This window comes from Pradoshia sp. D12 (genome assembly GCF_008935075.1).
Lineage (GTDB): Bacteria > Bacillota > Bacilli > Bacillales > Pradoshiaceae > Pradoshia.
Map to the genome: position 1 here is coordinate 735,536 of NZ_CP044545.1, position 24,072 is coordinate 759,607.

A 24,072-nucleotide genomic window follows, 5' to 3' on the forward strand; every position below is an offset into this window, starting at 1 on the left:
TAAAATGTAATAAGGCTTTTAAAATTTGTTCAAAAACGCACAATTTTGACTTTATCATTTCATTGCTTGTAACGTTTCCTTTGCCCAATGAAAAATTAACGTTGTATCTTGTTGTAAATGAACAGGCATACCTTGTTGAATCTCTAAAAAACGGCTTAATACTTGTCGATCAAGCTCTTCTGCATTTAGAATAAGCTCCCCTATATCTGATTGAAATATTTCTGATTTTAAAAATTGCTTTCCTTGTATTACGAAACGTGCATTTTTAAATATAGCTTTAATTGCCTCTACTGATTTTGTGTGCAAATAATTGTGCAAAGTCATATGATAACTATTTCCTGCACCTGTTCGAACAAATCGCTTGATATCTTCCGGTTGAATATGTTTCTTTAAAAATTCCAAGCTACCGTAAACTGCTTTTGTATCATAGACAAAGGTAAATAAATCCGATTTATCCCAAGCTTGGAGTTCGTCTACACCCGAAATAAAACCACAAAGTAAATGACGGTTTGGCATCGTATGGGTAACGACTTCATACGATAATAATCGATCAATCGTCAGTTCTTTAAAAATGACCACTACATCAATATCACTGTCTAGCTTTGCCTCTTCCCTCGCTCTACTTCCTTGCAATCCTATAAAGACAATCTCCTCGCCAAATTGTTGAATAAGTTTTTGACTAAATTGCTCAAGCCAATCGTTCATTTCAATCATATGCATTACCATCCTTATTTAATTTTGCCGCGGTAAATGCAGTAGCGTAAATAATTCTATTTTAAAACTGTAACTGTAGTCAATCGACTTATTTCTTGTAGTTTTTTATTATAACTGTACACGATAAATGGTAGGCGGGACAGTTTCATTTTTAAATAACTCTATTATCATTAAACATTTCAATCATCTTTTATTAAATTAACGAGTGCATTAATTGAAGAAGGAATAACACTATTCTTGTTTAAGTAATTGTTATCTGGGACCAATAAGTTATTTAGAAAGTAAGATTATGTTTGTTTTGGCGAATGTCTCATTGTGATTAAGGATTATACCGCCAAAGAGCAGCATTCCAGAAATAATAAAAAGCTTGTGAACAAGTACACTTAAACTATAGGGGGCGTTAGTGGAATAACAGAGACAGTTTAAAAGCACCTTCTTTTATTAGAAATAATGTTTATAAATAGCGCCATTAATGAAGATCCTTAGGAGAACGAAGGCTGGGCGAGCTACTGGCACCAACGCATTCTCCGTGAACTTGATTTAACAAGCGGGGAATCGATCGAATTTGCGAAGCTCAATGCAGGTGTGGTGCAGCCGTCAAGAACAGGCATTAACCCTTATTACTTGGGCATCAAGATGTTTGAGGATATTGAAGAGAGGTATAACAACCCAGACGAAGAGATGAAAAGGCGAGGGGTTAAACCAAATTCAGGCCGTGAGAAAATGTTTGAAGTGCGGGAGATTGAATCGGATATCTCCTTTCTCCGTAATTACCTCACAAAGGATTTAGTCATGCGCGAGGATATGTATCTATTTCAGAAAAAAGGGCGCGACTATAAGATTGTCGATAAGCAATGGAAAGCGGTACGAGATCAGCTTGTCGGCATGCGGGTCAATGGAGGGTTCCCGTATATTACGGTGAATGACGGGGACTATTTAAAAAATGGGGAACTTTACCTGAAGCATTGGTTTGAGGATATTGAGCTGGATGTAAAATATCTAGAGAAAGTTTTGCCGCATATGCATTATTTATGGGGACGAACGGTTCATATGGAAACGGTGTTGGAAGGTAAGGGAATTTTGTTTAGTTATGATGGGAAGAGTGTGAGTCGGAAGTATGTGTGAGTGATGAGAAGAAGCCAATCCAAGATTGGCTTTTTTTGCAGTTAGGGATAACCAGTATTTCTCTTTCCTAATTTTGCTTTATTTAAAAATATTCATTCACAGCCATAAACTTTTTCATATTATTTTTCTTTTAATATAGGAGTGCTGCTCTCCATTTGTGACATAAGAAAGCTTGTATTCCAGTACGCCACCATACTTGTGATAAAACAAATGGATAAATTGTGAAAAATAGCACAAACATCGGTAAATAAAGTAAAAATATGCTAAAGTGGTTTATATAGAAAGTATAAAGGAGTGTATATAGTGGGGGCAGTAGAAAAGAAGAAAAAGCCATTTTATAAAAAATGGTGGGTTTGGTTAATTGCGATCATATTGATTATAGCAGTGGGTACTTCTGAAGAAAATGAGGAGAGTAAGGCCGTTGATTCTTCTGATGTAAAAGAAACAAGTGTAGTTAATGACACTAAAAACAAAGAACAAGAAAAAGAAGAAACAACTACTAAAGAAGTAGCAAAAGAAGAACCGAAAGAAGAAGCAAAAACTGAAAAAGTAAGTGTTTCAAGAGAATTTAGTTCTGCATTGAAAAAAGCAGAACAGTATGCTGAGAGCATGCATATGTCAAAGAACGCTATATATGACCAATTAGTTTCTGAATATGGAGAACAGTTCCCTGCTGATGCTGCTCAATATGCTATTAATAATCTTGAATTTGATTGGAATGCAAATGCATTAAAGAAAGCAAACTCTTATGCTGATGATATGGATATGTCAAAAAGCGCTATATATGACCAATTAGTTTCTGAATATGGAGAAAAATTCACTCCAGAAGAAGCTCAATATGCAATAGATAATCTAGAGTAATAGAATAATTTTTTTGACTAGAGTAGCAGTTTTGCTACTCTTTTTGTTAGGTGTTACAGGCATTATCCATCCATAGCAGAAGATGATTTGCATAAGATTATGAAACTAATTATAGATAAAGTGTGAAAAATAAAAGGTGAAAACTTCATTTCTGTTAATTTTATGGATAATGTTTGCTACGAATGATCCTGTATTGCAGGTTTGGCCGGTAAACCCGACTATGAGGAGCGGGGTGAGGTGAACCTGGATATGGTACGCCATTGATCAAACAGGGAAAAACCAGTTCATGGTCAAAGCAGACTCGGTGGGTTCTGCGTGACCTGGTTCCAATTCGCCAGGTAGATCACGAAAAAAACGATGCCGTTTCATGAGAGTAATTTCTAGTGTTCATATGTGTGTTAAAGTAGAAGCCAATCAGCGATTGGCTTCCTTTTTATTGTTAAGTATAATATTTCGAAATTGAATGAGTTATCTAATGGTAATAAAACGATTTTTTGACCTTTTAACTTAAATGGTTTCGGTATCTATTTTTTTATTTCGACATATCCGACATACTGAGCCTTATTTGATGAGTTTCTGGTAATTAATTCCATTACGAAGGTTCCTTCGGTATTAGGGAAGGTGAATTCCCCGTCTTCATTCACATCGAGATCGGTATCTTCCCCATTTTTCCACAATGTGACGGCAATGGAGTTTGGCCAGCTGGCCCCACTGCTTCCGCTATTTTCCTCATTTTCAATAATGTCAATCCTGGCTTCCTGGTTGGGATGTGCAAATATTTTATTCTGATTAGGACCGAATTCTTCAATATCTAACACAACGTTCTTTACTTCGCCACTCGACGAGCTCCAGCTGATATTGGCTTCGGTTAACGGGTATGCTAGGAGGCCATCCATCTCGCCTACTTCTAAACGAGCGCTTGGAAGCCCCACATCATAATCCTCTGCAAAACACCCTGAAACGGTAAAAATCAATAAGATTCCGATAATCCATTTCAACCATTTGTTCATCAACATTTCCCCCTACATGGTTAATGCTAAACCTTACAGGTTTCACATCATATTAAAATCTACTGCTCTGTTTGGTCATCAAGGAAGTTAATCCGCTTAGAGGATATTTCTTTACATTTAATATCTCCTTCTTCTTGGTGAGATTGTGGCTGTATCAATTAAGCAAGGAAGATTCTTAGAAGAAGGGAGACTGGAGTTGTTTTGTCTAAAGATTTCAATGGAACATTACAGGAGGGTTGAGCAAGTAAAACCAGCTATTGCTGGTTTATCTTCGTTTCCTTCGCCAAATCCACACGTTTGACAAGAGAAGTAATCCTGCAATGGTACCAGCAATTCTTTGATCGCGGCTTCGGGTATATTCTAAAAAGTCATCTGCATCATAATCTGCCAGTTCCCCGTTTGTAAACTTTTCCACGTCCGTTGTCAGCTTCGGCCATTCATCTGTTCGTCCGCACGGATCAACCTCAATGTGTAATCCTTTTTTATGTCCGTAGATGAGGTAGTTTCCGCCTTCTTTGAGGGTTTCTTGTAACCAATCTCCAATCATGTCTTTCACTTTAGCCCTTGGTTTCAGGTCCCCTTTATAGACCATGTCCACTTGAATAATGTAACTGTCTCCTTTTTGCTCCTTTACCATCCCTTTAAATACGAAATCGGCGTTCTTGAAAGCTTTTTCCGCACGTTCAGGTTTCGCGCAGCTCAAAGCCTCTCCCGTAGTGGGAAAGGACAGGCTCCCTAGCAGAAGGAACAGAACCAATCCAAATCCTTTAGCCAACTGTTCATACTGCTCATCCTCCTCTTATAATCCACATAACTTTAATTCAACTGGTATTTCGAAATAACCTTACCGTAAATTTGTTATTTATAAAGAATATTATTTAAAATTTTGAGGTGGTTGTTTTTATATTGCTTTATTTCAAGCAGGCTTTATAATTATTTTAATAGATAAATCTGGAAAATGGAGCTGCATTCTTAAAAATGCCATTCAATAGGAAGAGATAGATGAAGAACATTTTGTTAATTGGACTTCTCTTGCTGGGATTACTCGTGAGCCACATATTAGTAAATATCCAGCCAAAACGCACAATATTTCGCATATGAAATCTGCGTGCGTTTTTTTGTTGTGATTTATTTTTCTTTATTTAATTTATATGCAGCGAATCCTAAATCAAAAATCGTGGAAATGAAAGGCAAATGAAAACGAAAGTAAAAATAGAATAGTATTATGTGATAAAATATTTACTTACATGTTATTAACGTTAATTATAGGGGAGTCCTAGAATGAAAAAGAAAATAAACTATATAATCTCACTTTTAACGATTATCTTTTTGGTGAGTTGTTCGAATGCTGATGATACATCTATTACAGATGTAGAAAAAGAATCACAAGAAGTAACCACAGTTAATACAGAAGAAAATAGTCAAAAAGAAGAAAAAGAAGAAACTACCCCTACGGTTAGTGATGAACCAGCAGTAGAGGAACAAGTAGTTGATGAACCGGTAATAGAGGAAACAAAAAACCAATCAAAGGATGAACGGTTCTCAGGATACAAACGGATTGAAGTTGATGGTGGCGATTTGTCTGGATATCGTGAAGCTAACGTTGTCGTTGACATTGGCTTTGGGGATCGTGAATATTGGGCATTTACGAATGAATACGGCCAATTAGTGCGGGTCATTGCTGACGAAATTATTCTGCAAGATGATCGTAGCGAACCTGTAACATCATCTGGAAGATACTACTCTGATGAGGCGAAAGTTCCTGGTGTTGAGAGTGATAATTTAGATGAAGGACATATCATCGCTGATTCTCTCGGCGGGGTATCGAATGCTTATAATATTACCCCGCAGGATAGTACACTCAACCGACATGGTGACCAAGCTTATATGGAAGATGCGATTCGTCGTGCGGGTGGAGCTACTAATTTCGAAGCAATTATCACCTATCCGAATACGAAAACACAGGTCCCTTCCCATTACCAGTATTCCTATACTATAAGGGGTAACGAGATTGTGGATAAATTTGACAATGTAAACCCTGATGAAGTAAACGCATCGCTCGGTTTAACAGAAAGTAAGCCTTCTGATTCAACTAGTTCAAGTAATTCTAGTAGTTCAACTAGTTCAAACACGAAAGGTGATATTTCTAGTGTTGATGTGAATGGTAATGGACAAGTGACAATTAAAGAAGCAAAAGATGCAGGTTTCAGTATGCCCATAACGAGTGACCATTGGTTATATCCTTATATGCGCGATAACGATAATGATGGAATGGTAGGGGAGTAACACTTTTAACTCTGAGACAAACTAGATGAACGAGAGAATAGTTCTTCGTTAAAGATCTATAAGCTTGGGATATCCCAAGCTTATTTTTTATTAATAGGTTTACTCAATCATTAGCTATTTTTGTTAGGAAAACGGATGGTATTTGAGCTGTGCTTTATATTTGATGTCTTTTTTAGAGGATGAGGATAGGGAATGTGAACGAGGTATTAGAGGATGCTACTATATGACGATAGGTTGTGGTGATGGTTCTGCTACTATTACGCACGAATAAACATCCTATTATGAAAGGTGAGGTCGTATGGTTTGCTATTATTGGAATTACCTGTTATTCTTAAGAAGAATTATTTTTGTTCGGTTTCAGATTGAGAAGCGATTTTGATTTTCGTCTAAGGTATTTGAGCAAGGATAGTAACACATTGTGTGGACAACCACACTAGGAGGCAACATATTATGGAACAAGGTAAAGTGAAATGGTTTAATGCAGAAAAAGGTTTTGGATTTATCGAACGTGAAGGCGGAGAAGACGTATTCGTACATTTCTCAGCTATCCAAAGCGAAGGATTCAAATCTTTAGACGAAGGTCAAAGCGTAACGTTTGAAGTAGAACAAGGACAACGTGGCCCACAAGCTACAAACGTTCAAAAAGCTTAATAAGAGCTAATGAAAGATCCTGAATATGCAGGGTCTTTTTTTGTTTTTTATTCAATTTGGGCAATAAAAAAGCCCTATTCAAGAAATGAATAGAGCTTAGACAACAAAAGAATGAAACTGTATAGCAAATGGTAGGCTAAGTATAGCACAGTGCTTGAATAATCCCTAATTTAAACTTGCTTACTTGCAAAGGGAGTATTTTTCTAATCTTTTTTATGAATACAATAACTGCTAGCTTCCTTAAAAATCCTTCATTAAACATTTAATAAGGTAACAAAAGTTTCCTTCATCACTTCTTCAGATGGACGGTCTCCACTTTTTACATATTTAGTTGACATTCCATATAGGCTCCAACTAATCATAATGCTATGCAAGTCTGCTTTTTCATTTGACGAAGAGGGGTACTTTTTCTTTAATAAATCTTTAAATACCCTTGCGAGTTCTTCTTTTATGATAGTTTCAATTTTGGGTGTAAATGCTTCATGTGAAGTTACATCTTTTAATATTCCCTGCAACACATCTTCACTGATGACTGTTTCCAATTTGCGCGATTAACAGTTGCTCGTTGCGTAATGTCTTTTATAGTAATATCCTTGAAATCCTTCTCAATTACTAACTCCATAAATGATTCCATAATTCTTTAGACATTTCGAAGCAGTATATTGCACAAGGATAACCATCCTATTATGAAAGGTGAGATCGTATGGTTTGCTATTATTGGAATTACCTGTTATTCTTAAGAAGAATTATTTTTGTTCGGTTTCAGATTGAGAAGCGATTTTGATTTTCGTCTAAGGTATTTGAGCAAGGATAGTAACACATTGTGTGGATATCCACACTAGGAGGCAACAATTATGGAACAAGGTAAAGTGAAATGGTTTAATGCAGAAAAAGGTTTTGGATTTATCGAACGTGAAGGCGGAGAAGACGTATTCGTACATTTCTCAGCTATCCAAAGCGAAGGATTCAAATCTTTAGACGAAGGTCAAAGCGTAACGTTTGAAGTAGAACAAGGACAACGTGGCCCACAAGCTACAAACGTTCAAAAAGCTTAATAAGAGCTAATGAAAGATCCTGCATATGCAGGATCTTTTTTTGTTTATAAAAAATTTGGTCCATAAAAAAGCCCTATTCAAGAAATGAATAGAGCTTAGACAACAAACGAATGAAACTAGTATAGCAAATGGTAGGCTAAGTATAGCACAGTGCTTGAATAATCCCTAATTTAAACCTACTTAATTGTAAAGGGATTGTTTGTATTATTTTTTTACGATGCAGTCACTAATCTACTGAAAATCCTTCTTTAAACATATTTAATAGAATTTCCTTCATCACTTCTTCCGATGGCCGATCGCCACTATTTATATATTTAGTCGACATCCCATATAGGTCCAACTATCCTCTAGTGATGAGCAGCTAACCAATCAGGAGTCAGAGCGAGAGACCACTGGCTTTTTAGCTTTAGAACATTTCCAAGCAGTATATTGCACACGGATAAACATCTTATTATTAATGTTGAGCGTCGTATTATTTGCTATTTTTAAATATACCTGTTATTCTTAAGAAGAATTATTTTTGTTCGGTTTCAGATTGAGAAGCGATTTTGATTTTCGTCTAAGGTATTTGAGCAGGGATAGTAACACATTGTGTGGACATCCACACTAGGAGGCAACAATTATGGAACAAGGTAAAGTGAAATGGTTTAATGCAGAAAAAGGTTTTGGATTTATCGAACGTGAAGGCGGAGAAGACGTATTCGTACATTTCTCAGCTATCCAAAGCGAAGGTTTCAAATCTTTAGACGAAGGTCAAAGTGTAACGTTTGAAGTAGAACAAGGACAACGTGGCCCACAAGCTACAAACGTTCAAAAAGCTTAATAAAGCTAATGAAAGATCCTGCATATGCAGGATCTTTTTTTGTTTTTTATTCAATTTGGTCAACAAAAATCCCTAATCACGGGCATATTTCCAACTCTCCAAATTTTATATGAATTTAACGAGTAATAAAAAAATTACCTAGTAAAAGAAGTAACGATTTTAATGAGTTGAGAAATCATTAGTCTCTTTTAATCGTTGAAGCTTATTCCATGGTAAATACATCAAAACCCATAAAATAACAATCATACAAGCTAAACCAAATATGTACCCGGGATTCCCAAGTACCTTTTCAAGCGGAACAAGTGGGGAACCAGGTGAGGGGACATTTAAGAACATAAAGTTTGTATCCCATATTTTATTTAATGGATAGATAATTGATCCTGTCACAGCTAAAAATAGGACTGAACCTACTATTCTTTTTTTATTTGGTTTTACAATCCCAGCGTATAACACCATGACACAATACATAACAAGTGCAAAATGAAAAATAAAGCTAAATAAACTCATAAATTCATAAATCGGGCGATGTGTCCAGTTACAAAATAATAAAGCTGCAATTGCACCAGGTAAGAATAAGTTATAGAGCTTTTCACCAATTATTAAGCTATTTGTATAGGCATGATATAAAATCGCAAAAATCGCAAAACTACATAATTCAAACGGTAGATAGTCAACTGTAAATTCATTTCTGTTAATCAAATAGATATTCTTAATTATCTCAAATAATAAAATAAACCATGCGATTCTTTGTTGTACAATACTCTGACTTTTGGCATCTAATTTATTGAAATGCTTACTAACCTTGATAACGGTCAACGTTATTATAATGAGCCATGCAATATGATATGGTCCAAATAATGAAAATCCCATTTTTCTACCTTCCTTTTTATTTCATGAAGGAACCATTTTGGCAAAAGCGCAAAATGGCTGGATTTATTATGATGAATATTTCGTATCTGTTTTTTCTACTAAATTATTGATATCCAAACTAATATAAGTGCCACGAATAGCACCCTAAGAAGAACAACACTATAAACTATTAATGACTTCATGGCTAAAGAATAAGTCTCCATTTTCACCATTGGCAATACGGCTGTCATAAAAATAATCCCTAATATTAAAATAGCAATAATCGGCACGACAAACAATCGGTTGGAATTTTCTAATTCTTTCAATATCTACCTTTCCTATTAATGAACAAGATGTCTATATATACTCTACATGGGAATGATCATTGGTGAGAATATATTTTATACAGGATTACTTTGAATCTCAAGATTAAGTCAGACTAGGGGATGAATCTGTTTAAATTCCCTTAGAATGAGAGTAAACCATTATCTTAGCCGAAGGAAATGTGGCTTTTTCCCTCGTTATTGGTGTCTTAACCATTAGAGAATACCCCCTTACCATTGGTCGAGGAGGTATCACCACTTATTTTTAGGATAACCTCTCTCCGTCGCAGGCAAATTATATTTTTCTGCGAAACGGGTTATATCATGTGGTTGTTCATCTTGAATGTTTCAGAGTATATATTGCATCATAGATAAATATCCAATTATAAAAGGTGAGGTCGTATAGTTTGCTATTATTGGAATTACCTGTTATTCTTAAGAAGAATTATTTTTGTTCGGTTTCAGATTGAGAAGAGATTTTGATTTTCGTCTAAGGTATTTGAGCAGGGATAGTAACACATTGTGTGGACATCCACACTAGGAGGCAACAATTATGGAACAAGGTAAAGTGAAATGGTTTAATGCAGAAAAAGGTTTTGGATTTATCGAACGTGAAGGCGGAGAAGACGTATTCGTACATTTCTCAGCTATCCAAAGCGAAGGTTTCAAATCTTTAGACGAAGGTCAAAGTGTAACGTTTGAAGTAGAACAAGGACAACGTGGCCCACAAGCTACAAACGTTCAAAAAGCTTAATAAGAGCTAATGAAAGACCCTGCATATGCAGGGTCTTTTTTTGTTTTTAAATCAATTTGCGCAATAAAAAAGCCCTATTCAAGAAATGAATAGAGCTTAGACAACAAAAGAACGAAACTGTATAGCAAATGGTAGGCTAAGTATAGCACAGTGATTGAATAATCCCTAATTTAAACCTGCTTACTTGCAAGGGGTTTTTTATCAAATCTTCTATCCCACTTTTGGCTCTATTTATTAGTCACGTGGACATCTTCTAATGTTTCCTCATCCAGTGAATAAAGGGACTTCCAACCGAATTATTATGCTCTGAATACGGAAAAGGCAACTCCTTCTTACACATTATAATCATAGCGCCTGATTTTCCCTCAACAAAATAATTTAATAAGAGGATTTCTTATTTCTATTTATTTACAGAAAATTCATTTAAAATAATATCAAGGTTTAACTTGAATTTTATAGTAGAGGGAGTCTTTGGTGTTGAAGCATATATTTGCATTTGAGAAAGAAGAGGATTTTCAGGAATACAAATATTTGATTGAGAGGTTTTCCAAAAAACATAAAAGGCTATCAGCTTGAATTAGTAAATCATTATGAGCTCAAAGAATTGCCAAAAGGAGTTGTATGGACAACAGATGAACTAGCCACAACTGTTTTTTCCAATATACCGATCCCAGCCTTTACAAATAAAGATCTCATTTATCTTTCTCCTGATTTGGTAAGCTGGAGGAGGTTATTTCTTACACAATTAGAGGGAAAGAAACATTCTAAAATAGAAGACTTCTATACTAATATGTCTGAAAACCATATATTAACTATACTTGGACACGAATTAACCCATCACTCCGATTTGTTTTTGGATGAATTTGATGATGAGAGAGAGAACAGTATTTGGTTTGAGGAAGGAATGTGTGAGTACTTATCAAGAAAATACTTACTAACTGATACAGAAAATAAGCAGATTACAAATATTGAGATAGAATTGATGGGTCTGTTTAAGCACAAATATGGTAACCATTCGTTAGAGGAGTTCGGAAGTGACAGTTATCAAGGGAGTTTAACAAGTATTATGTTCGATTACTGGCGAAGCTTTCTTGCAGTAAAGTATTTGGTTGAAGAGGTTGCTAATAATGACCCCAAACAAGTTTTGAAAGAATATCATAAATGGCATAACGAGGGAAGAAAAAAGCCTTTAATAGAGTACTTCCATTTGGAAAACTTATTTTAAGAGCAAGAAAAAAGGATTGAATCTTATTGTTGATTCAATCCTTCTAACTATTAATTAATATTATTTATTCAACGACTACTGTTTCTTTGTATGGAGTATCTTCGCTGGATGTACCAAGATATACAGTGTACTCGCCAGGTTTCACCACGAAATCGTGTTCGTAGTAGTCCCATACACCCATTGGATGGTTCGTAGCAGTTGGGTCAATCGTGATGCTAACTTCACGTGACTCATTAGGCTCTAGGTAAACTTTTTGGAAACCAACAAGACGCTTAGGTGGCTGTCCTTGGACAGGAATACCTAGATATACTTGAACAACCTCAGCTCCAGCAACTTTTCCTGTGTTGGTTACGGTCACCTTTACCGTAATCGGGGATTTGCCATCTGTTTGTGATGGTGTTACTGAGAATTCGGAAAGCTCAAAGGATGTGTAGGATAGACCGTATCCAAACGGGAATAATGGCTTAATTCCTTGGGATTGGAACCAACGATAACCCATGTTAAGGCCCTCAGAATATCGGATAACCGGGAAGCCATTGCCTTCATCTGTACCAGGATAGCGCTCAGGTCTGCCTGCGTACAAAAGATCATCCTCAGAAGCTGCGTATGTGGTAGGAACTTTACCGGATGGATTTACAACGCCAAAGAGTAAATCGGCAACGACGTGACCATCTTCAGTACCTTGGTTCCATGCCTCAAGAACAGCTTTAGCCTTTTGGATCCATGGCATCATGACAGGGCTGCTGTCTTTCATGACTACAACCGTTTGCGGGTTGATATCCAATAGTTCTTCGATCATACGATTCTGATCATTTAGCATGTTTGGACTAGGTAAATCAAAACCTTCAGAGGCAACTAAGCCGGCCATTAGAATAACCATATCAGCTTTAGCAGCAGCTTCTTTGGCTTCGTCAAGATTTGAAAGATCTTTAGCGACAGTAACCTTGCTGACTGACGTGTGTGAACCAAGACCTTTAAGGACATTTTGCATGCCTTCTACCGGTGGTACCGTGTAGAGCGGAGTAACCTTGGATGAACCGCCACCACCGTTGCAGGCGTCATCCACGTACTCAGATTGACCAATGATTACGATGGAGTCATAAGCTTTCGGATCAAGTGGAAGCATTTCACCTTCATTTTTCAGAAGGACAGCAGCCTGCGAGCCGATTTTACGAGAAATGGCGCCATGGCCTTTTGCATCAATCTCACCAGGATTGTAAGGACGCTCGAATTGACCGAAACGGAACATTTGCGTATAGCGGCGAACCAATGCACGGTCAACAGTTTCAATCTCGAGGCTAGTATCCTGGAGTGCATTCTTGACGTTCGTCTCGTTTAACCATTTAGCGTCAGGCATTTCATGGTCCATACCAGCGTTCAATGATGCGGCAGCAGAGCGGCATGACCAGAAGTCTGATTGTACGTAACCTTGGAAGCCCCACTCGTCACGCAGAATATCGTTAAGGATATAGCGGTTTTCGGTTGCGTATACACCACGAACACGGTTGTATGCGCTCATGATTGCAGCGATATCACCGTCTTTTACCAACATTTCGAACGGTAGTAGGTAAAGCTCGCGCAATACGTGCTCATCCAACTCAACACTCGTACGGAAACGTTCGTACTCCTGGTCGTTAACTACATAATGTTTACCCATGGCGATAACATCGTGTTCTTGGATAGCTTTTGTAATCTCGACGCCCATCACTCCGGATAGATATGGATCTTCTGAAAAATATTCAAAGTTACGTCCGGCAATTGGTGTTCTGTGTAAACAAACCCCTGGGCCCTCAAGTACATGCTGGCCAAGTGTTGCAGTTTCAGAACCAATGATATTACCGTACTCACGTGCGAGCTCAGGATCGAAGCCAGCCGCAACACCGATGGACATTGGCAATGCTGTAGCTGGTGGACTTGGGTGTCCGTCACCCATACCTACGCCTACAGGGCCGTTGGTAATACGAAAACGTGGAATTCCTAACTCTTCAATACCTTTTACATGGCGCTGTACCTGGATTTGGGCCATAAGTCGATCTTGTTCCTCAGGGCTCATGGCATTCATTTCATCCATAGATGGCATATCATAAATATTAATCGTATTCATGGCGCCGTGAAGTTGGGCAATTTTTTGCTCTAATGTCATTGCAGCTACAAGCTTTTCAGCACGCTCACGTGGTGACAATGACTTGTCCATCCATGGAAACTGTCCATTCTTTTCTGTATCAGTAGTATGTTGATTATTCATGTTGAACACTCCTAACACAATATTTTTATAAAAATAAACGTATTATTTCTAATACTTTTTATCTGATAGTCTAAACCGCTTACATATTTAAGATAACCAGATAATTCTATAAAATCCTAAGTAAAGCAAATGAGACTTCCTTTGTTAGATCTGCGGAATTCTCTTTTATGATTTGGTTTCAATGTGTAAATTATATTTTTTTTATCATTCTTTTACTCGTACTATTTTTGTTTTATTAGTAGATATTTTAGTTATATGCTATTTATTAAAGTGGAAAATCGAATAAATGAGTTTTGATGGTAGAAGTCTTCGTCAAAAAAGCAAACGGATGGGTTAGTAGTTATAAAGATTGTAGATGGAAATCTTTGTTTCTGGTTTTATATATTATAAGGACAACTAGGGCAGTGGTTATGAGAAAAAAGTCTAATAGGGTAAACAGAGAATCAAAATATTAAACTACCTCTTGAAGAAAGGGTTAAATGATACTAAAAGATCTATAGTAAAGATAAGAAAAAGACGGAACTCATAATATCGTGATTGAGGAGTATTTCTAATAACATATAAGGGGACGGTAATTTGAGTTTATTACAAAAATGGTTTTATTGGCTACTTGCCTTTATATCAATCATTGTTTTTCTATTACATAATATGGGTCCCTATACGGGGCAGTTAAGATTAATCGCCTATATACTGTTTACTATTCTTTGTGCAGCTTTGCTTATTAAAAGTAGAGAGTCAAAGGCAAAGATAGCAGGAATCATTGTGTTTTACCTGGTTATTGGTATAGGTGGATATTTTTAATAAGAATACTGCTAGTCGAGAAGAGATTTTACTTATGGTTTTGGAAAGTTGAAGCAGTAAGCTGGTGATACTTTAGCTTACTGTTTTTTATTTTCTTGATTTTAATTATTAAGTCATATAATATAAGTAATGTCTTATATAAGCGTTTGGTTATATAAAGGAGGTATATATGAATACAATTGAGCAAATGGCTCAGCAATTAAAAGCAGTCAGTGACCCGAATCGGTTAAAATTATTGGCTTGTCTGAAAAAGGGAGAGGTATGTGTTTGTGATTTTGTGGATGTTCTTCAAATTTCCCAGCCTGCAGTCAGCCAACAAGTGAAAAAGTTGAAAGATGCAGGAATTATTCTGGAAAGAAAAAAAGGCACATGGAAACATTTTCGCCTAAATGAAACTCAACAGCCGTATATTCAGGCAATCATTGACCAGCTGGAGCCAATTAGTGTGAAATGCTGTTCATCAGATTGTTAAATCAACAAAGAGTGGGGGAGAACCAGATGGCAGAAAAAAGTGTGACGAAAAGGCTGTCTTTTTTAGATCGATATTTAACGGTATGGATCTTTGCAGCCATGGCAGTGGGTATTTTAATTGCGCTGTTAGTACCTGATTTTAAAACAATGTTAGATACTATGTCCGTAGGGACGACATCCATTCCAATTGCTATTGGATTGATTGTAATGATGTATCCGCCATTGGCAAAAGTGAAGTATGAAGAGATGTGGCGTGTATTTAAGGATTGGAAGGTATTATTGCTATCCTTATTCCAAAACTGGTTGCTCGGTCCGGTTCTAATGTTCTTCTTAGCAATTATCTTTTTACATGATTATCCTGAGTATATGGCCGGCCTGATTATGATTGGTCTTGCGCGTTGTATAGCTATGGTTATTGTTTGGAATGATCTGGCTCGCGGGGACCGAGAATATGTAGCTGGACTTGTCGCTTTTAACTCTGTATTTCAGATTCTATTTTATTCGGCATTTGCCTACTTTTTCTTAAATATCTTGCCAGGCGTATTTGGGTTGGAGAATTTTACTGTTGTCATTTCGATGTGGGAAGTTACAAAAAGCGTTCTCATTTATTTAGGTATTCCTTTTATAGCAGGAATGGCAACACGATTCATTGGATTAAAATTAAAAGGGGAAAAGTGGTATCAAGAATCTTTTTTACCTAAAATCTCTCCTCTTACACTTATTGCTTTATTATTTACGATTGTGATGATGTTCTCCTTAAAAGGAGATAAAATTGTTGAACTCCCATTGGATGCCATTCGAATTGCTATACCATTGCTCATTTACTTTTTAATCATGTTTGCTGTATCATTTTTTGCTTCAAGAAAAGCAGGAGCATCCTATCCTGTAACGGCATCGTTATCCTTTACAGCAGCGAGTAATAACTTTGAATTGGCAATTGCAGTTGCGGTTGCTATGTTTGGGATTAATAGCGGCGTAGCTTTTGCAGCTGTTATCGGTCCATTGGTGGAAGTTCCTGTTTTGATTGCACTTGTAAGTGTAGCACTGCGCTGGGAAAAGAAATACTTCCATAGGAACAAAGTAGAAACGTCTGAACAAAAGTTCAATCAGGGGGAATAATTTAATGCCAAAGAAAAAAACACTTTATTTTTTATGTACAGGTAATTCGTGTCGCAGTCAGATGGCGGAAGGGTGGGCAAAGGAAATCCTGCCTGACTGGAATGTCAAAAGTGCTGGACTTGAAGCCCATGGATTAAATCCGAATGCAGTGAAAGCGATGCAGGAAGTAAATATAGACATAACTAATCACACTTCAGATGTGATTGATCCGGATATTTTAAATCATGCAGATTTGGTCGTAACTTTATGTGGGCATGCAGATGAACATTGCCCAGTAACACCGCCCAGAGTAAAACGAGTTCATTGGGGATTTGATGATCCGGCAAAAGCGGAAGGAAGTGAGGAAGAAAAATGGGCATTCTTCCAAAGGGTACGCGATGAGATAAGGGATCGGATTGATTGGTTTGCTAAAACTGGGGAATAAGCCTGTTAATTATTAAAGATAATGTAATGAAAAAAGCTAATCATTTAGATTAGCTTTTTTTACTTAGGCAGTGAATTGGACAACATATGTATCATTAATCAATTTTAGCTAATTCCTGAAGCCGCTCCCTATCCAAAATGATATAGCCACGATCATATTTTTTTATAAGATTTCCCTTACAGAATTGTGAGATAACATGTAATAAGTGACGGTAGGAAACTCCTAAATATTCACTGACTTCTGTGTGTTTTTCTTTGTAAAAATCATTTTCAGCTGACATTAAAATAAATGAAGCTAACCGATTTTCGAGCGGATAAATTTGAGTTTGGACAGATTTAAATGAAAGATAATGTGTTTTTTTGCTTAAAAATATGGACAAATGCCTCAGGAAAACCGGATCTTCTAATAATTGATTTTTACATATATGCATGGGAATAGCTAAACAGACCGTTTTTGTTGATGTTTGGACCCCTATAGAATATTGCTCTACTCCCAATAATTCGAGTTCGCCAATAAGTGACGGTGCTTCAATAAAATTAAGGAGAGATACTTTTCCGTTTTCAAGCGTGATATATAGTTTCGCTTTCCCTTCAACAATAAGGTATAGATACTCTGGTATAGAACCTTCTTTGTAAATGAATTCACCACGCTCAAATTCATGGACTTGAATAAATGGTTTTATCGAGACACTGGAAAAGGGTTGGATACTGTTTAAATCAATATATTGGCTGCGCAATGGTTCAGATAAAATCTGCACTTTTTTCCTCCAAATTATTAAAAAAATATGAGATATCTCACATTATTGTAAGCGTGAAACATGCTATGATGCAATAAGTATGGAGGGAGAAAGAATGAACAATCCGCGTTGGTTTTCACAGAACTTTTTTTTATTTTTTATGACATGGGGTATATTTTTACCTTATTGGACAGGTTATCTTGTACAAGGAAAAGGATTGACAGTATCAGAAGCAAGCTTAATTATGGGATTTGGATTGGTGGTACGAGGGCTATCAGCGCTCTTTGTTTATCCAATCGCCTCCAGATACTGGAGTGCTCATAAAGTCGCTTTCCTTTTAATTATCTGCTCATTAGCAGTGACAATCCTATATATACCATCGACATCATTTACTTCCCTATTTGTTGTCACTCTTATTTTTAGTGCCTTTTATCCAACTTTACTTCCCGCAGTGGAAGGTACTGCTAGTATTTTAATGAGACAGGGGGATGGGGCATATGGAAAAGCTCGCTCATATGGCTCTCTTGGATTCATTGTCTCTGTGCTAGTAATTAGTATGGTTACTGGGTATTTTGGGGATAGTGGGATTTTATGGGCAATGATGTTCATGCTTGTTTTAATGCTTATCAAGTATATTTTACCTAGCCCGGATATACTAACTGAAAAACCGATCAAAAATGAAAGTAAAAATACAATGAAAATGAGCAGCTTATGGAAGATTAAAAGCTTCTCAATTGTTTTGCTAATCGTATTTTTACTTCAGGGTGCTCACGCATCTTATTATAATTATGGCTATATTTATTTACAGGATTTAGGTGTAAACACATACTATATCGGTATGATCATTAATATTGCTGTTATTTTTGAGATCATCTGTTTTGCGAAGGCTGATCATCTGTTTAGAAAATGGCAGCCATCTTCTTTATTATTGGTAGCTGCTGCTGGATCAACTCTGCGCTGGTTATTGGTAGCTGTATTCCCGAATGTTTGGATTTTCATGTTATCGCAGAGTTTGCATGCACTATCCTTTGCTTTGGCACATTATGCATTTATCCTTTATATAACAAACTCGCTGCCAAAAGAGCAAAATTCCAATGCACAAGGTGTATACTCGGCTTTTGCTATGAGTTTTAGCACAGCGATATTGACACTGGCAGGAGGATTTTTATATGATATTTCTCCAGGACTCTCTTTTGCCGGAATGGCTATTTTTACATTGCCAGCAATTATAATCATTTTAGTGACAAGAAGAAAATATCGTTATTAATTTGGTACAATCGTATAAATGAGTGTCTTTTCAATTTATTGTAATTGGAGATGATCTAGATGGTAAATAAAGAAACATTATTGGAAAGTGCCCGTGCTGTAAAATCAAATGCTTATATGCCGTATTCTCAATTTCCTGTTGGGGCTGCCCTTTTACTTAAAGATGGAAGTATTATCAATGGTGTAAATGTTGAAAACGTATCTTTTGGTGCAACAAACTGTGCAGAAAGAACAGCCATTTTTACGGCAATTACAAAAGGTTATCAAAAAGGTGATTTTCAGGCGATAGCTATTTCAGGGGCCACAGAGGATTATTTACCGCCTTGCAGTATTTGCAGACAGGTTTTAGTTGAATTTTGTTCTCCTGACATGCCAGTTTATTTAACGAATGCAAAGAAAGAATGTAAAGAATTGACTTTAAAAGAATTAGTGCCATATGCTTTTACAGAATTAGATATGTAATGAATGCAATGACAAGAGAGAGCCACCTGGCTCTCTCTTATTTATTCAATGGAATCTGCAATTACTAATGGGAGTGTAATATCCCATCCTGCTTGAGATGTATAAGTAAAGGAACCGTTTACTTCACCATAAATAGTGACAACGTCTTCATCAACAAAATCTGTATAACCGAGGTAAGCTACATAAATAATATCAGATACAGACCAGCCGTAAGAGGTTGGAGTAATAGAAAGACGAATTGCAGTCATTCCATCACTTTCCATTATTTGAACAATTTCACCTCTATATTTTACATATTCACCTTTGTAGCGGTCAGGGTTTTTATTCAGCTTGTCAAAACTAATGGTTTTAGCATTTGCTCTCTTAGCTTGTGCTTCTTCTTTTGCTGATAAGGTTCTTGTAAAAGCCACTTCTTTTGTTTGTTCCTTGAAATTTTCTTTAGTAGCTTTTATGGTGTATTTATATTCACCTTTTTCTTTTGTATTTACATTAAAGGAGAAAGTCCCATCTTTTCCGGCAGTAGCTTGATCCAGCTTTTTTTCATCCTTCATAATCGTTACTGTTGCACCAGGTTCTGTTTTACCTTTAATCGTATAGGAAGGTGCTTGTATCTGGCTATCATTTGTAACAGTAAGAGGAATATTAGGGATTGTTCTGTTTATGGAAATGTTCAAATGTTCTTCTGTATATCCCTCTTTATTAGCATCTACAACATAGTTGTAGGTACCTTCAGCTTTTGTATCAAGTTTGAAGGAAAATGTGCCATTTGCATCAGCGGTAACTTCTCCATTTTTTGTGCCATCTTTATTTAATATGACGGTTGCCCCAGGTTGTACGGTGCCTTTTAAAGTATAAGAAGGCACTTCTATATGACTATCATATGAAATATTCAAATCGATAGGTGGATACGCTCTCATTACTTCATACTTTAACTCTTTACTATACTCTTCGTTATTGGCATAAATGACAATTGGGTTTTCTCCTTCCTCAAGTACCACATCAGTAGAAAAGCTGTCTTCTTTGATAGTTACAGTTTTACCATTAACCTTTAATTGATCAGCATGTTCTACAGTACCTTTAATAGTGATAGTATCCTGAGTAGTTTTCACTTCTTCAGGTATTTCACTTGTTACATTCAGGCTGATTTCCATAGGAATAGGGTTTACAATGGATTCAATGATAAGAAAAACAAAGGAAGCTAGAAAGCAGCCACCCGCTAGAATTAAATTCTTTTTACCTTTCCCATTCTTCTTGATAAAGCCAATAATGGATAATATCAAAAAGGCTATAAAGGCAATAATTAAGGCTAGTACAAGAAAAACCAACATTTTGCACACCTCCAGATATTATTATATTGTTATAATTAATTTACCCGTTCTAGTAGACTATAAATATGGAAAAATATTCAGGGTGTCCTAAATGCAAAATAGAGGAAGAATGTATTAGAATCAAGGGGGAAATTAGTCCATTGTTCACCAATACCTTTGTAACCAACATTTTTTTAAATATGGTACTTTGTATTTGACTTAAGAAGCTTGAATTCGAAGTGTACTGCAGCTCTTAGTAAAGTATAATAAATTGTTGCAATAATTTTATGAAACAGAAGATGGACAGGAATTATTTATCGAATTTTAATTGATCGCCAGGAGTTATTTAATGAAGTTATTTAGATTAAACAGACCGTTTAAGGGATTTAAAAAAGAAACAGAGTTTTATTTGATTGCAGAATCTGAATTTATTGGTGTTAAGGAGTTTGTATTAAGAACGACGGATTTAAAAAAAGTGATATCTGTAAATGAAAGCGAATATCTAAAGAATTTTACTCAAGTAAAGAACTAAATCTTTGGTTGTTAATTTTACGAGATTTAGATCTACAGTGGAAAGGTCCTTTTTACTGGTCTTTATAGGATACCAATTTATAAAAAAAGATAAAAGTCAGCCTGTCTGCTGACTTTTATATAGAAGCTGATTTTCTGTTGGATAGTTCATTTAATCTTTGTAAGACATAATCATTACCTTTATTTAATTCGGATATTAGTTCTTTTAATTTTCTCGCTCTTTTATATTCCTTGATTTTATAATAGTATTCAGAGGAATCTGTAGCCGAGTCAACCGCCTTTGCAGCCTTTAAGATTTCTATATTAATCATGCTTTTTAAGCTTGTATTTACGATAGTTTCCTTCATAATAGTCACCTCATAGTTTTCTTGATTTTATACTAGCATAATATTTTTTTGATTCTGTATATCTAACATACCTGTTAGATACTTATGGTCTTCTTGTTAACTTCCAATCAATTTGTTATTTTCTGAAAATACAGAAATGATAATAAAGAAAATGGGGAATATATCAGCCTTGATTTATGGATATAATCTAGAACAGGAGCAGATGAAACTGTGAATAAATAAAGATAATTACCCATTCTCTAGTATGAGGAGTATTAAAGCAGGATTTTTTATATTTGTCTTGAAATAATTTTAAGTAGTTTCTATCATTTAGATTCTAAAATTTGCTAATTTTTATAAAGCATGTTATTCTTAAGAAGAATTATTTTTGTTCTAAGCAGATTGAGAAAAGATTTTGTTTTTCGTCTAAGGTAATTTGAGCAAGGATATTAATACATTGTGTGATATACACACTGGGAGGCAACAAACATGGAACAAGGTAAAGTTAAATGGTTTAATGCAGAAAAAGGTTTTGGATTTATCGAACGCGAAGGCGGAGAAGATGTATTTGTACATTTCTCAGCAATCCAAGGCGAAGGTTTCAAATCTTTAGACGAAGGTCAAAGTGTAACATTTGAAGTAGAACAAGGTCAACGTGGACCCCAAGCTACTAATGTTCAAAAAGCATAATAGCCAAAGCTATTAAGAAAGACTCTCCCTTGAGAGTCTTTCTTTGATTTAATAACGAAATAGGCATTCTGAAAGGCTCTATTCCATATGGAATAGGGCCTTTATTCAGCCATATGCTCAACAAGTAAAATGTACAAATGGAACTTAGTGTAGGATAGGATATACTAATCCCCTTTAGGTATTTTAGGAGTTCGTATATCTCTTTAATAGAAATATACGAATAATTGATATGCTGTAAGGCTTTAAAACTTCTTGTTGTTAAAACAAAATGACATTATCAAAAAGTAATCTGGAATATTCTAATATACAGATTTTCAAATCTTTTCACCTATCTTATAAACTGTTTACCAGTGCTGAAGAAAAAATGGATATTGTTAATTTGGACATCTCTAAATGAATAGTTTTTTTTACCCAATAAATAATATAAAGCAGAAATTTTAATTACTTCAAAGGTATATAGTATAATGATACTAATTCTTAATATTAATAAAGGAAGTCCCCATTTCAAATAAGCCTAGATAGTTTTGGACTTATATGATATGGGGTTTTTATTTTAAAATGAGGTGTTTACTATATCCTATAAAGCTTTAGCAGATAGTGTAGAGATTGAAATGAATGGATCTAAACCAAGATTAATTAAATATAGCCAGAATCTAATACTAATAGGTACAGGCAGGAGTGCTTTTGTATTTAAAATTAAAGATAAGGATTTGGCTTTAAAAATATATTTTCCTCATAAAAAGAGAATAGCCCTTGAAGAAGCGACCATTTACCGTAAATTGCAGCATATAGATTATTATCCGTCGTTATATGATGATGGTAATAATTATATTATCATTGATTTTATTGAGGGCTATACATTGTTTCAATGTCTACAAAAAGGTATTTTTGTACCTGAAGAGAAAGTTAAAGAGATAAGCAAAGCTTTAAAAATGGCGGAGGAAGTTGGATTAAATCCCGCTGATATACATCTTAAAAATATTATCATTACTTCTGATGGAGGAGTAAAAGTGATTGATGTTGCTCGTTTCATGCAACAGGAAAAAGATAACCAGTGGAAAGATTTGAAGAGAGCGTATTTTCAGATGTACTCAAAAAAATATTTCCCTAAAAAAGTTCCAACCTTCATCCTCAATTTGACGTCATTCATTTATAAAAGAAGATTTCTCCCAAAGCCAATACGGGTTTTATTTGATTCTACCGAGTAGATATTTTGTGCGTACAGTTGAAAGGGAGAGTCATGAAGCAAAAATGTTAAATAGAAACCTTATTTCAACTCAACCTAAATATATTGTGGCTATTTACCAATAAAACACTACTTTTAAAAGGCTGGTTGTCATGGTTATAATCTACTTTATGGATAAACATGAAAATATGTAAAATGCGAATACTATTAGTGTATAGATAGTATTAATTGCTCGGAGGTTAATAATATGACAACATTGCCAAATTGCCCTAAATGTAATTCTGAATACACATATGAAGATGGTCCGCTTTTAGTTTGTCCGGAATGCGGGCATGAGTGGACGTTAGAATCTGAAAGTGAAGATGTGAAAGTGTATAAAGATGCTAACGGGAATATTTTAAATGATGGTGACACTGTTACTGTTATCAAAGATTTAAAAGTAAAAGGAAGCTCCTCGGTTTTGAAACAAGGTACTAAGGTGAAGAATATTCGTCTCGTGGATGCTGATCATGACATTGATTGTAAAATCGATGGCTTCGGACCAATGAAATTAAAATCAGAATTTGTTAAGAAAATCTAAATAATCTTTTTAAAAAGGCGTTCAACAAAATATTTGTTGAACGCCTTTTTGCTGTGATTAATGTTGAAAAGTGAGAAAATAGTAGGTCTTTTAACACGTTATGTCATGTAAATGTAATATTCATAAAGATACTTATGAATTTAGTAGCAAAAAATGTAAATAAAAATATATAGATAACAAATTTTAACATAATATTATATATTCTGTAACTTTATTCCAATAATTAACATGTATACTTTATAATAGTTAAAC

The 24,072-nt window shown here is 35.5% G+C and carries 26 protein-coding genes and 1 pseudogene; 18 read left to right on the forward strand and 9 right to left on the reverse strand.

Features of this window, described 5'->3' with window-relative positions:
* Positions 1-54: 54 nt before the first annotated feature.
* Positions 55-714, reverse strand: coding sequence for a nucleotidyltransferase domain-containing protein (locus F7984_RS03580; RefSeq protein ID WP_192796829.1), 660 nt, complete (start codon positions 712-714; stop codon positions 55-57).
* 489 nt (positions 715-1,203) lie between these two features.
* On the opposite strand from F7984_RS03580, the pseudogene F7984_RS03585 reads away from it, so the two are divergent.
* Together F7984_RS03585 and F7984_RS03590 are read left to right on the forward strand one after the other, a co-directional pair.
* Positions 1,204-1,839: pseudogene (locus tag F7984_RS03585) on the forward strand (SpoVR family protein); the annotation flags it as partial.
* 303 nt (positions 1,840-2,142) lie between these two features.
* Positions 2,143-2,700 (forward strand): Ltp family lipoprotein, encoded by a 558-nt coding sequence (locus F7984_RS03590; RefSeq protein WP_066102175.1) that lies wholly within the window; start codon positions 2,143-2,145, stop codon positions 2,698-2,700.
* Between the two features lie 524 nt (positions 2,701-3,224).
* On the opposite strand, the gene F7984_RS03595 is transcribed toward F7984_RS03590, so the two are convergent.
* Together F7984_RS03595 and F7984_RS03600 are read right to left on the reverse strand one after the other, a co-directional pair.
* Positions 3,225-3,710 carry a hypothetical protein gene (locus tag F7984_RS03595; RefSeq protein ID WP_151675512.1) on the reverse strand — a complete coding sequence of 162 codons (486 nt, stop codon included), beginning with the start codon at positions 3,708-3,710 and terminating at the stop codon, positions 3,225-3,227.
* 265 nt (positions 3,711-3,975) lie between these two features.
* Entirely contained in the window at positions 3,976-4,413 is a 438-nt protein-coding gene (locus F7984_RS03600; RefSeq protein WP_151675513.1) for a hypothetical protein, read from the reverse strand.
* A 578-nt stretch (positions 4,414-4,991) separates the two neighbouring features.
* On the opposite strand from F7984_RS03600, the gene F7984_RS03605 reads away from it, so the two are divergent.
* Both F7984_RS03605 and F7984_RS03610 read left to right on the forward strand, forming a co-directional pair.
* Positions 4,992-5,996 (forward strand): DNA/RNA non-specific endonuclease, encoded by a 1,005-nt coding sequence (locus F7984_RS03605; protein ID WP_066102169.1) that lies wholly within the window; start codon positions 4,992-4,994, stop codon positions 5,994-5,996.
* A 450-nt stretch (positions 5,997-6,446) separates the two neighbouring features.
* On the forward strand, positions 6,447-6,647 hold the full coding sequence (locus F7984_RS03610) for a cold-shock protein (RefSeq protein WP_066102150.1): 201 nt from the start codon (positions 6,447-6,449) through the stop codon (positions 6,645-6,647).
* A 254-nt stretch (positions 6,648-6,901) separates the two neighbouring features.
* On the opposite strand, the gene F7984_RS03615 is transcribed toward F7984_RS03610, so the two are convergent.
* Positions 6,902-7,189, reverse strand: a complete 288-nt coding sequence (locus F7984_RS03615) for a hypothetical protein (protein ID WP_066102166.1) — start codon at positions 7,187-7,189, stop codon at positions 6,902-6,904.
* A gap of 312 nt (positions 7,190-7,501) precedes the next feature.
* On the opposite strand from F7984_RS03615, the gene F7984_RS03620 reads away from it, so the two are divergent.
* Both F7984_RS03620 and F7984_RS03625 read left to right on the forward strand, forming a co-directional pair.
* Positions 7,502-7,702 (forward strand): cold-shock protein, encoded by a 201-nt coding sequence (locus tag F7984_RS03620; protein ID WP_066102150.1) that lies wholly within the window; start codon positions 7,502-7,504, stop codon positions 7,700-7,702.
* A gap of 622 nt (positions 7,703-8,324) precedes the next feature.
* Positions 8,325-8,525 carry a cold-shock protein gene (locus F7984_RS03625; RefSeq protein WP_066102150.1) on the forward strand — a complete coding sequence of 67 codons (201 nt, stop codon included), beginning with the start codon at positions 8,325-8,327 and terminating at the stop codon, positions 8,523-8,525.
* A 159-nt stretch (positions 8,526-8,684) separates the two neighbouring features.
* Here F7984_RS03625 and F7984_RS03630 read toward each other — a convergent pair whose 3' ends face one another.
* Positions 8,685-9,395: a YwaF family protein gene (locus tag F7984_RS03630; RefSeq protein ID WP_140461111.1), complete on the reverse strand. Its 711-nt coding sequence runs from the start codon at positions 9,393-9,395 to the stop codon at positions 8,685-8,687.
* A gap of 855 nt (positions 9,396-10,250) precedes the next feature.
* Here F7984_RS03630 and F7984_RS03635 point away from each other — a divergent pair.
* Positions 10,251-10,451: a cold-shock protein gene (locus F7984_RS03635; RefSeq protein ID WP_066102150.1), complete on the forward strand. Its 201-nt coding sequence runs from the start codon at positions 10,251-10,253 to the stop codon at positions 10,449-10,451.
* 535 nt (positions 10,452-10,986) lie between these two features.
* Positions 10,987-11,676 (forward strand): hypothetical protein, encoded by a 690-nt coding sequence (locus tag F7984_RS03640; protein WP_225983651.1) that lies wholly within the window; start codon positions 10,987-10,989, stop codon positions 11,674-11,676.
* Between the two features lie 64 nt (positions 11,677-11,740).
* On the opposite strand, the gene F7984_RS03645 is transcribed toward F7984_RS03640, so the two are convergent.
* Positions 11,741-13,921 carry a beta-glucosidase family protein gene (locus F7984_RS03645; RefSeq protein ID WP_140461112.1) on the reverse strand — a complete coding sequence of 727 codons (2,181 nt, stop codon included), beginning with the start codon at positions 13,919-13,921 and terminating at the stop codon, positions 11,741-11,743.
* A 576-nt stretch (positions 13,922-14,497) separates the two neighbouring features.
* On the opposite strand from F7984_RS03645, the gene F7984_RS03650 reads away from it, so the two are divergent.
* The 4 genes from F7984_RS03650 (at position 14,498) to arsC (ending at position 16,736) form a co-directional block, all read left to right on the forward strand.
* Complete coding sequence (locus F7984_RS03650) at positions 14,498-14,722, forward strand: hypothetical protein (RefSeq protein WP_066102144.1); 225 nt, start codon at positions 14,498-14,500, stop codon at positions 14,720-14,722.
* 169 nt (positions 14,723-14,891) lie between these two features.
* Positions 14,892-15,194 (forward strand): ArsR/SmtB family transcription factor, encoded by a 303-nt coding sequence (locus tag F7984_RS03655; protein WP_066102141.1) that lies wholly within the window; start codon positions 14,892-14,894, stop codon positions 15,192-15,194.
* Positions 15,195-15,220: 26 nt separating this feature from the next.
* Positions 15,221-16,312, forward strand: a complete 1,092-nt coding sequence (gene arsB, locus F7984_RS03660) for an ACR3 family arsenite efflux transporter (protein ID WP_066102138.1) — start codon at positions 15,221-15,223, stop codon at positions 16,310-16,312.
* Between the two features lie 4 nt (positions 16,313-16,316).
* Positions 16,317-16,736: an arsenate reductase (thioredoxin) gene (gene arsC, locus F7984_RS03665; RefSeq protein ID WP_139891542.1), complete on the forward strand. Its 420-nt coding sequence runs from the start codon at positions 16,317-16,319 to the stop codon at positions 16,734-16,736.
* Between the two features lie 94 nt (positions 16,737-16,830).
* On the opposite strand, the gene yeiL is transcribed toward arsC, so the two are convergent.
* On the reverse strand, positions 16,831-17,493 hold the full coding sequence (gene yeiL, locus F7984_RS03670) for a transcriptional regulator YeiL (protein WP_139891541.1): 663 nt from the start codon (positions 17,491-17,493) through the stop codon (positions 16,831-16,833).
* Positions 17,494-17,587: 94 nt separating this feature from the next.
* Between yeiL and F7984_RS03675 the strand changes: the two genes are divergently transcribed.
* Together F7984_RS03675 and F7984_RS03680 are read left to right on the forward strand one after the other, a co-directional pair.
* Positions 17,588-18,739, forward strand: a complete 1,152-nt coding sequence (locus F7984_RS03675) for an MFS transporter (protein ID WP_139891540.1) — start codon at positions 17,588-17,590, stop codon at positions 18,737-18,739.
* Between the two features lie 59 nt (positions 18,740-18,798).
* Complete coding sequence (locus F7984_RS03680) at positions 18,799-19,200, forward strand: cytidine deaminase (protein ID WP_066102130.1); 402 nt, start codon at positions 18,799-18,801, stop codon at positions 19,198-19,200.
* Positions 19,201-19,241: 41 nt separating this feature from the next.
* Here the strand turns inward: F7984_RS03680 and F7984_RS03685 are convergent, their stop codons facing one another.
* Positions 19,242-20,528: an Ig-like domain-containing protein gene (locus F7984_RS03685; RefSeq protein ID WP_140461113.1), complete on the reverse strand. Its 1,287-nt coding sequence runs from the start codon at positions 20,526-20,528 to the stop codon at positions 19,242-19,244.
* A gap of 328 nt (positions 20,529-20,856) precedes the next feature.
* Here F7984_RS03685 and F7984_RS03690 point away from each other — a divergent pair, with 328 nt between their 5' ends.
* Positions 20,857-21,039 (forward strand): hypothetical protein, encoded by a 183-nt coding sequence (locus F7984_RS03690; RefSeq protein WP_066102125.1) that lies wholly within the window; start codon positions 20,857-20,859, stop codon positions 21,037-21,039.
* 115 nt (positions 21,040-21,154) lie between these two features.
* On the opposite strand, the gene F7984_RS03695 is transcribed toward F7984_RS03690, so the two are convergent.
* The gene (locus F7984_RS03695) at positions 21,155-21,385 is read right to left on the reverse strand and encodes a hypothetical protein (RefSeq protein ID WP_066102123.1); all 231 of its coding nucleotides are present in this window, start codon (positions 21,383-21,385) and stop codon (positions 21,155-21,157) included.
* 468 nt (positions 21,386-21,853) lie between these two features.
* Between F7984_RS03695 and F7984_RS03700 the strand changes: the two genes are divergently transcribed.
* The 3 genes from F7984_RS03700 (at position 21,854) to F7984_RS03710 (ending at position 23,820) form a co-directional block, all read left to right on the forward strand.
* Entirely contained in the window at positions 21,854-22,054 is a 201-nt protein-coding gene (locus F7984_RS03700; RefSeq protein WP_066102120.1) for a cold-shock protein, read from the forward strand.
* 563 nt (positions 22,055-22,617) lie between these two features.
* Complete coding sequence (locus F7984_RS03705; protein ID WP_225983652.1) at positions 22,618-23,262, forward strand: protein kinase domain-containing protein; 645 nt, start codon at positions 22,618-22,620, stop codon at positions 23,260-23,262.
* A 225-nt stretch (positions 23,263-23,487) separates the two neighbouring features.
* Positions 23,488-23,820, forward strand: a complete 333-nt coding sequence (locus F7984_RS03710; RefSeq protein ID WP_066102117.1) for a zinc ribbon domain-containing protein YjdM — start codon at positions 23,488-23,490, stop codon at positions 23,818-23,820.
* Positions 23,821-24,072: the final 252 nt, after the last annotated feature.

Bases quoted from the DNA above. Each gene is read 5' to 3' on its own strand.
- arsC (WP_139891542.1), top strand. From the start codon at position 16,317: ATGCCAAAGAAAAAAACACTTTATTTTTTATGTACAGGTAATTCGTGT.
- F7984_RS03610 (WP_066102150.1), top strand. From the start codon at position 6,447: ATGGAACAAGGTAAAGTGAAATGGTTTAATGCAGAAAAAGGTTTTGGA.
- arsB (WP_066102138.1), top strand. From the start codon at position 15,221: ATGGCAGAAAAAAGTGTGACGAAAAGGCTGTCTTTTTTAGATCGATAT.
- F7984_RS03700 (WP_066102120.1), top strand. From the start codon at position 21,854: ATGGAACAAGGTAAAGTTAAATGGTTTAATGCAGAAAAAGGTTTTGGA.
- F7984_RS03580 (WP_192796829.1), bottom strand. From the start codon at position 714: ATGATTGAAATGAACGATTGGCTTGAGCAATTTAGTCAAAAACTTATT.
- F7984_RS03685 (WP_140461113.1), bottom strand. From the start codon at position 20,528: ATGTTGGTTTTTCTTGTACTAGCCTTAATTATTGCCTTTATAGCCTTT.
- F7984_RS03655 (WP_066102141.1), top strand. From the start codon at position 14,892: ATGAATACAATTGAGCAAATGGCTCAGCAATTAAAAGCAGTCAGTGAC.
- F7984_RS03625 (WP_066102150.1), top strand. From the start codon at position 8,325: ATGGAACAAGGTAAAGTGAAATGGTTTAATGCAGAAAAAGGTTTTGGA.
- F7984_RS03630 (WP_140461111.1), bottom strand. From the start codon at position 9,395: ATGGGATTTTCATTATTTGGACCATATCATATTGCATGGCTCATTATA.
- F7984_RS03690 (WP_066102125.1), top strand. From the start codon at position 20,857: ATGAAGTTATTTAGATTAAACAGACCGTTTAAGGGATTTAAAAAAGAA.
- F7984_RS03595 (WP_151675512.1), bottom strand. From the start codon at position 3,710: ATGAACAAATGGTTGAAATGGATTATCGGAATCTTATTGATTTTTACC.
- F7984_RS03695 (WP_066102123.1), bottom strand. From the start codon at position 21,385: ATGAAGGAAACTATCGTAAATACAAGCTTAAAAAGCATGATTAATATA.
- F7984_RS03710 (WP_066102117.1), top strand. From the start codon at position 23,488: ATGACAACATTGCCAAATTGCCCTAAATGTAATTCTGAATACACATAT.
- F7984_RS03645 (WP_140461112.1), bottom strand. From the start codon at position 13,921: ATGAATAATCAACATACTACTGATACAGAAAAGAATGGACAGTTTCCA.
- F7984_RS03605 (WP_066102169.1), top strand. From the start codon at position 4,992: ATGAAAAAGAAAATAAACTATATAATCTCACTTTTAACGATTATCTTT.
- F7984_RS03675 (WP_139891540.1), top strand. From the start codon at position 17,588: ATGAACAATCCGCGTTGGTTTTCACAGAACTTTTTTTTATTTTTTATG.
- F7984_RS03620 (WP_066102150.1), top strand. From the start codon at position 7,502: ATGGAACAAGGTAAAGTGAAATGGTTTAATGCAGAAAAAGGTTTTGGA.
- F7984_RS03680 (WP_066102130.1), top strand. From the start codon at position 18,799: ATGGTAAATAAAGAAACATTATTGGAAAGTGCCCGTGCTGTAAAATCA.
- F7984_RS03635 (WP_066102150.1), top strand. From the start codon at position 10,251: ATGGAACAAGGTAAAGTGAAATGGTTTAATGCAGAAAAAGGTTTTGGA.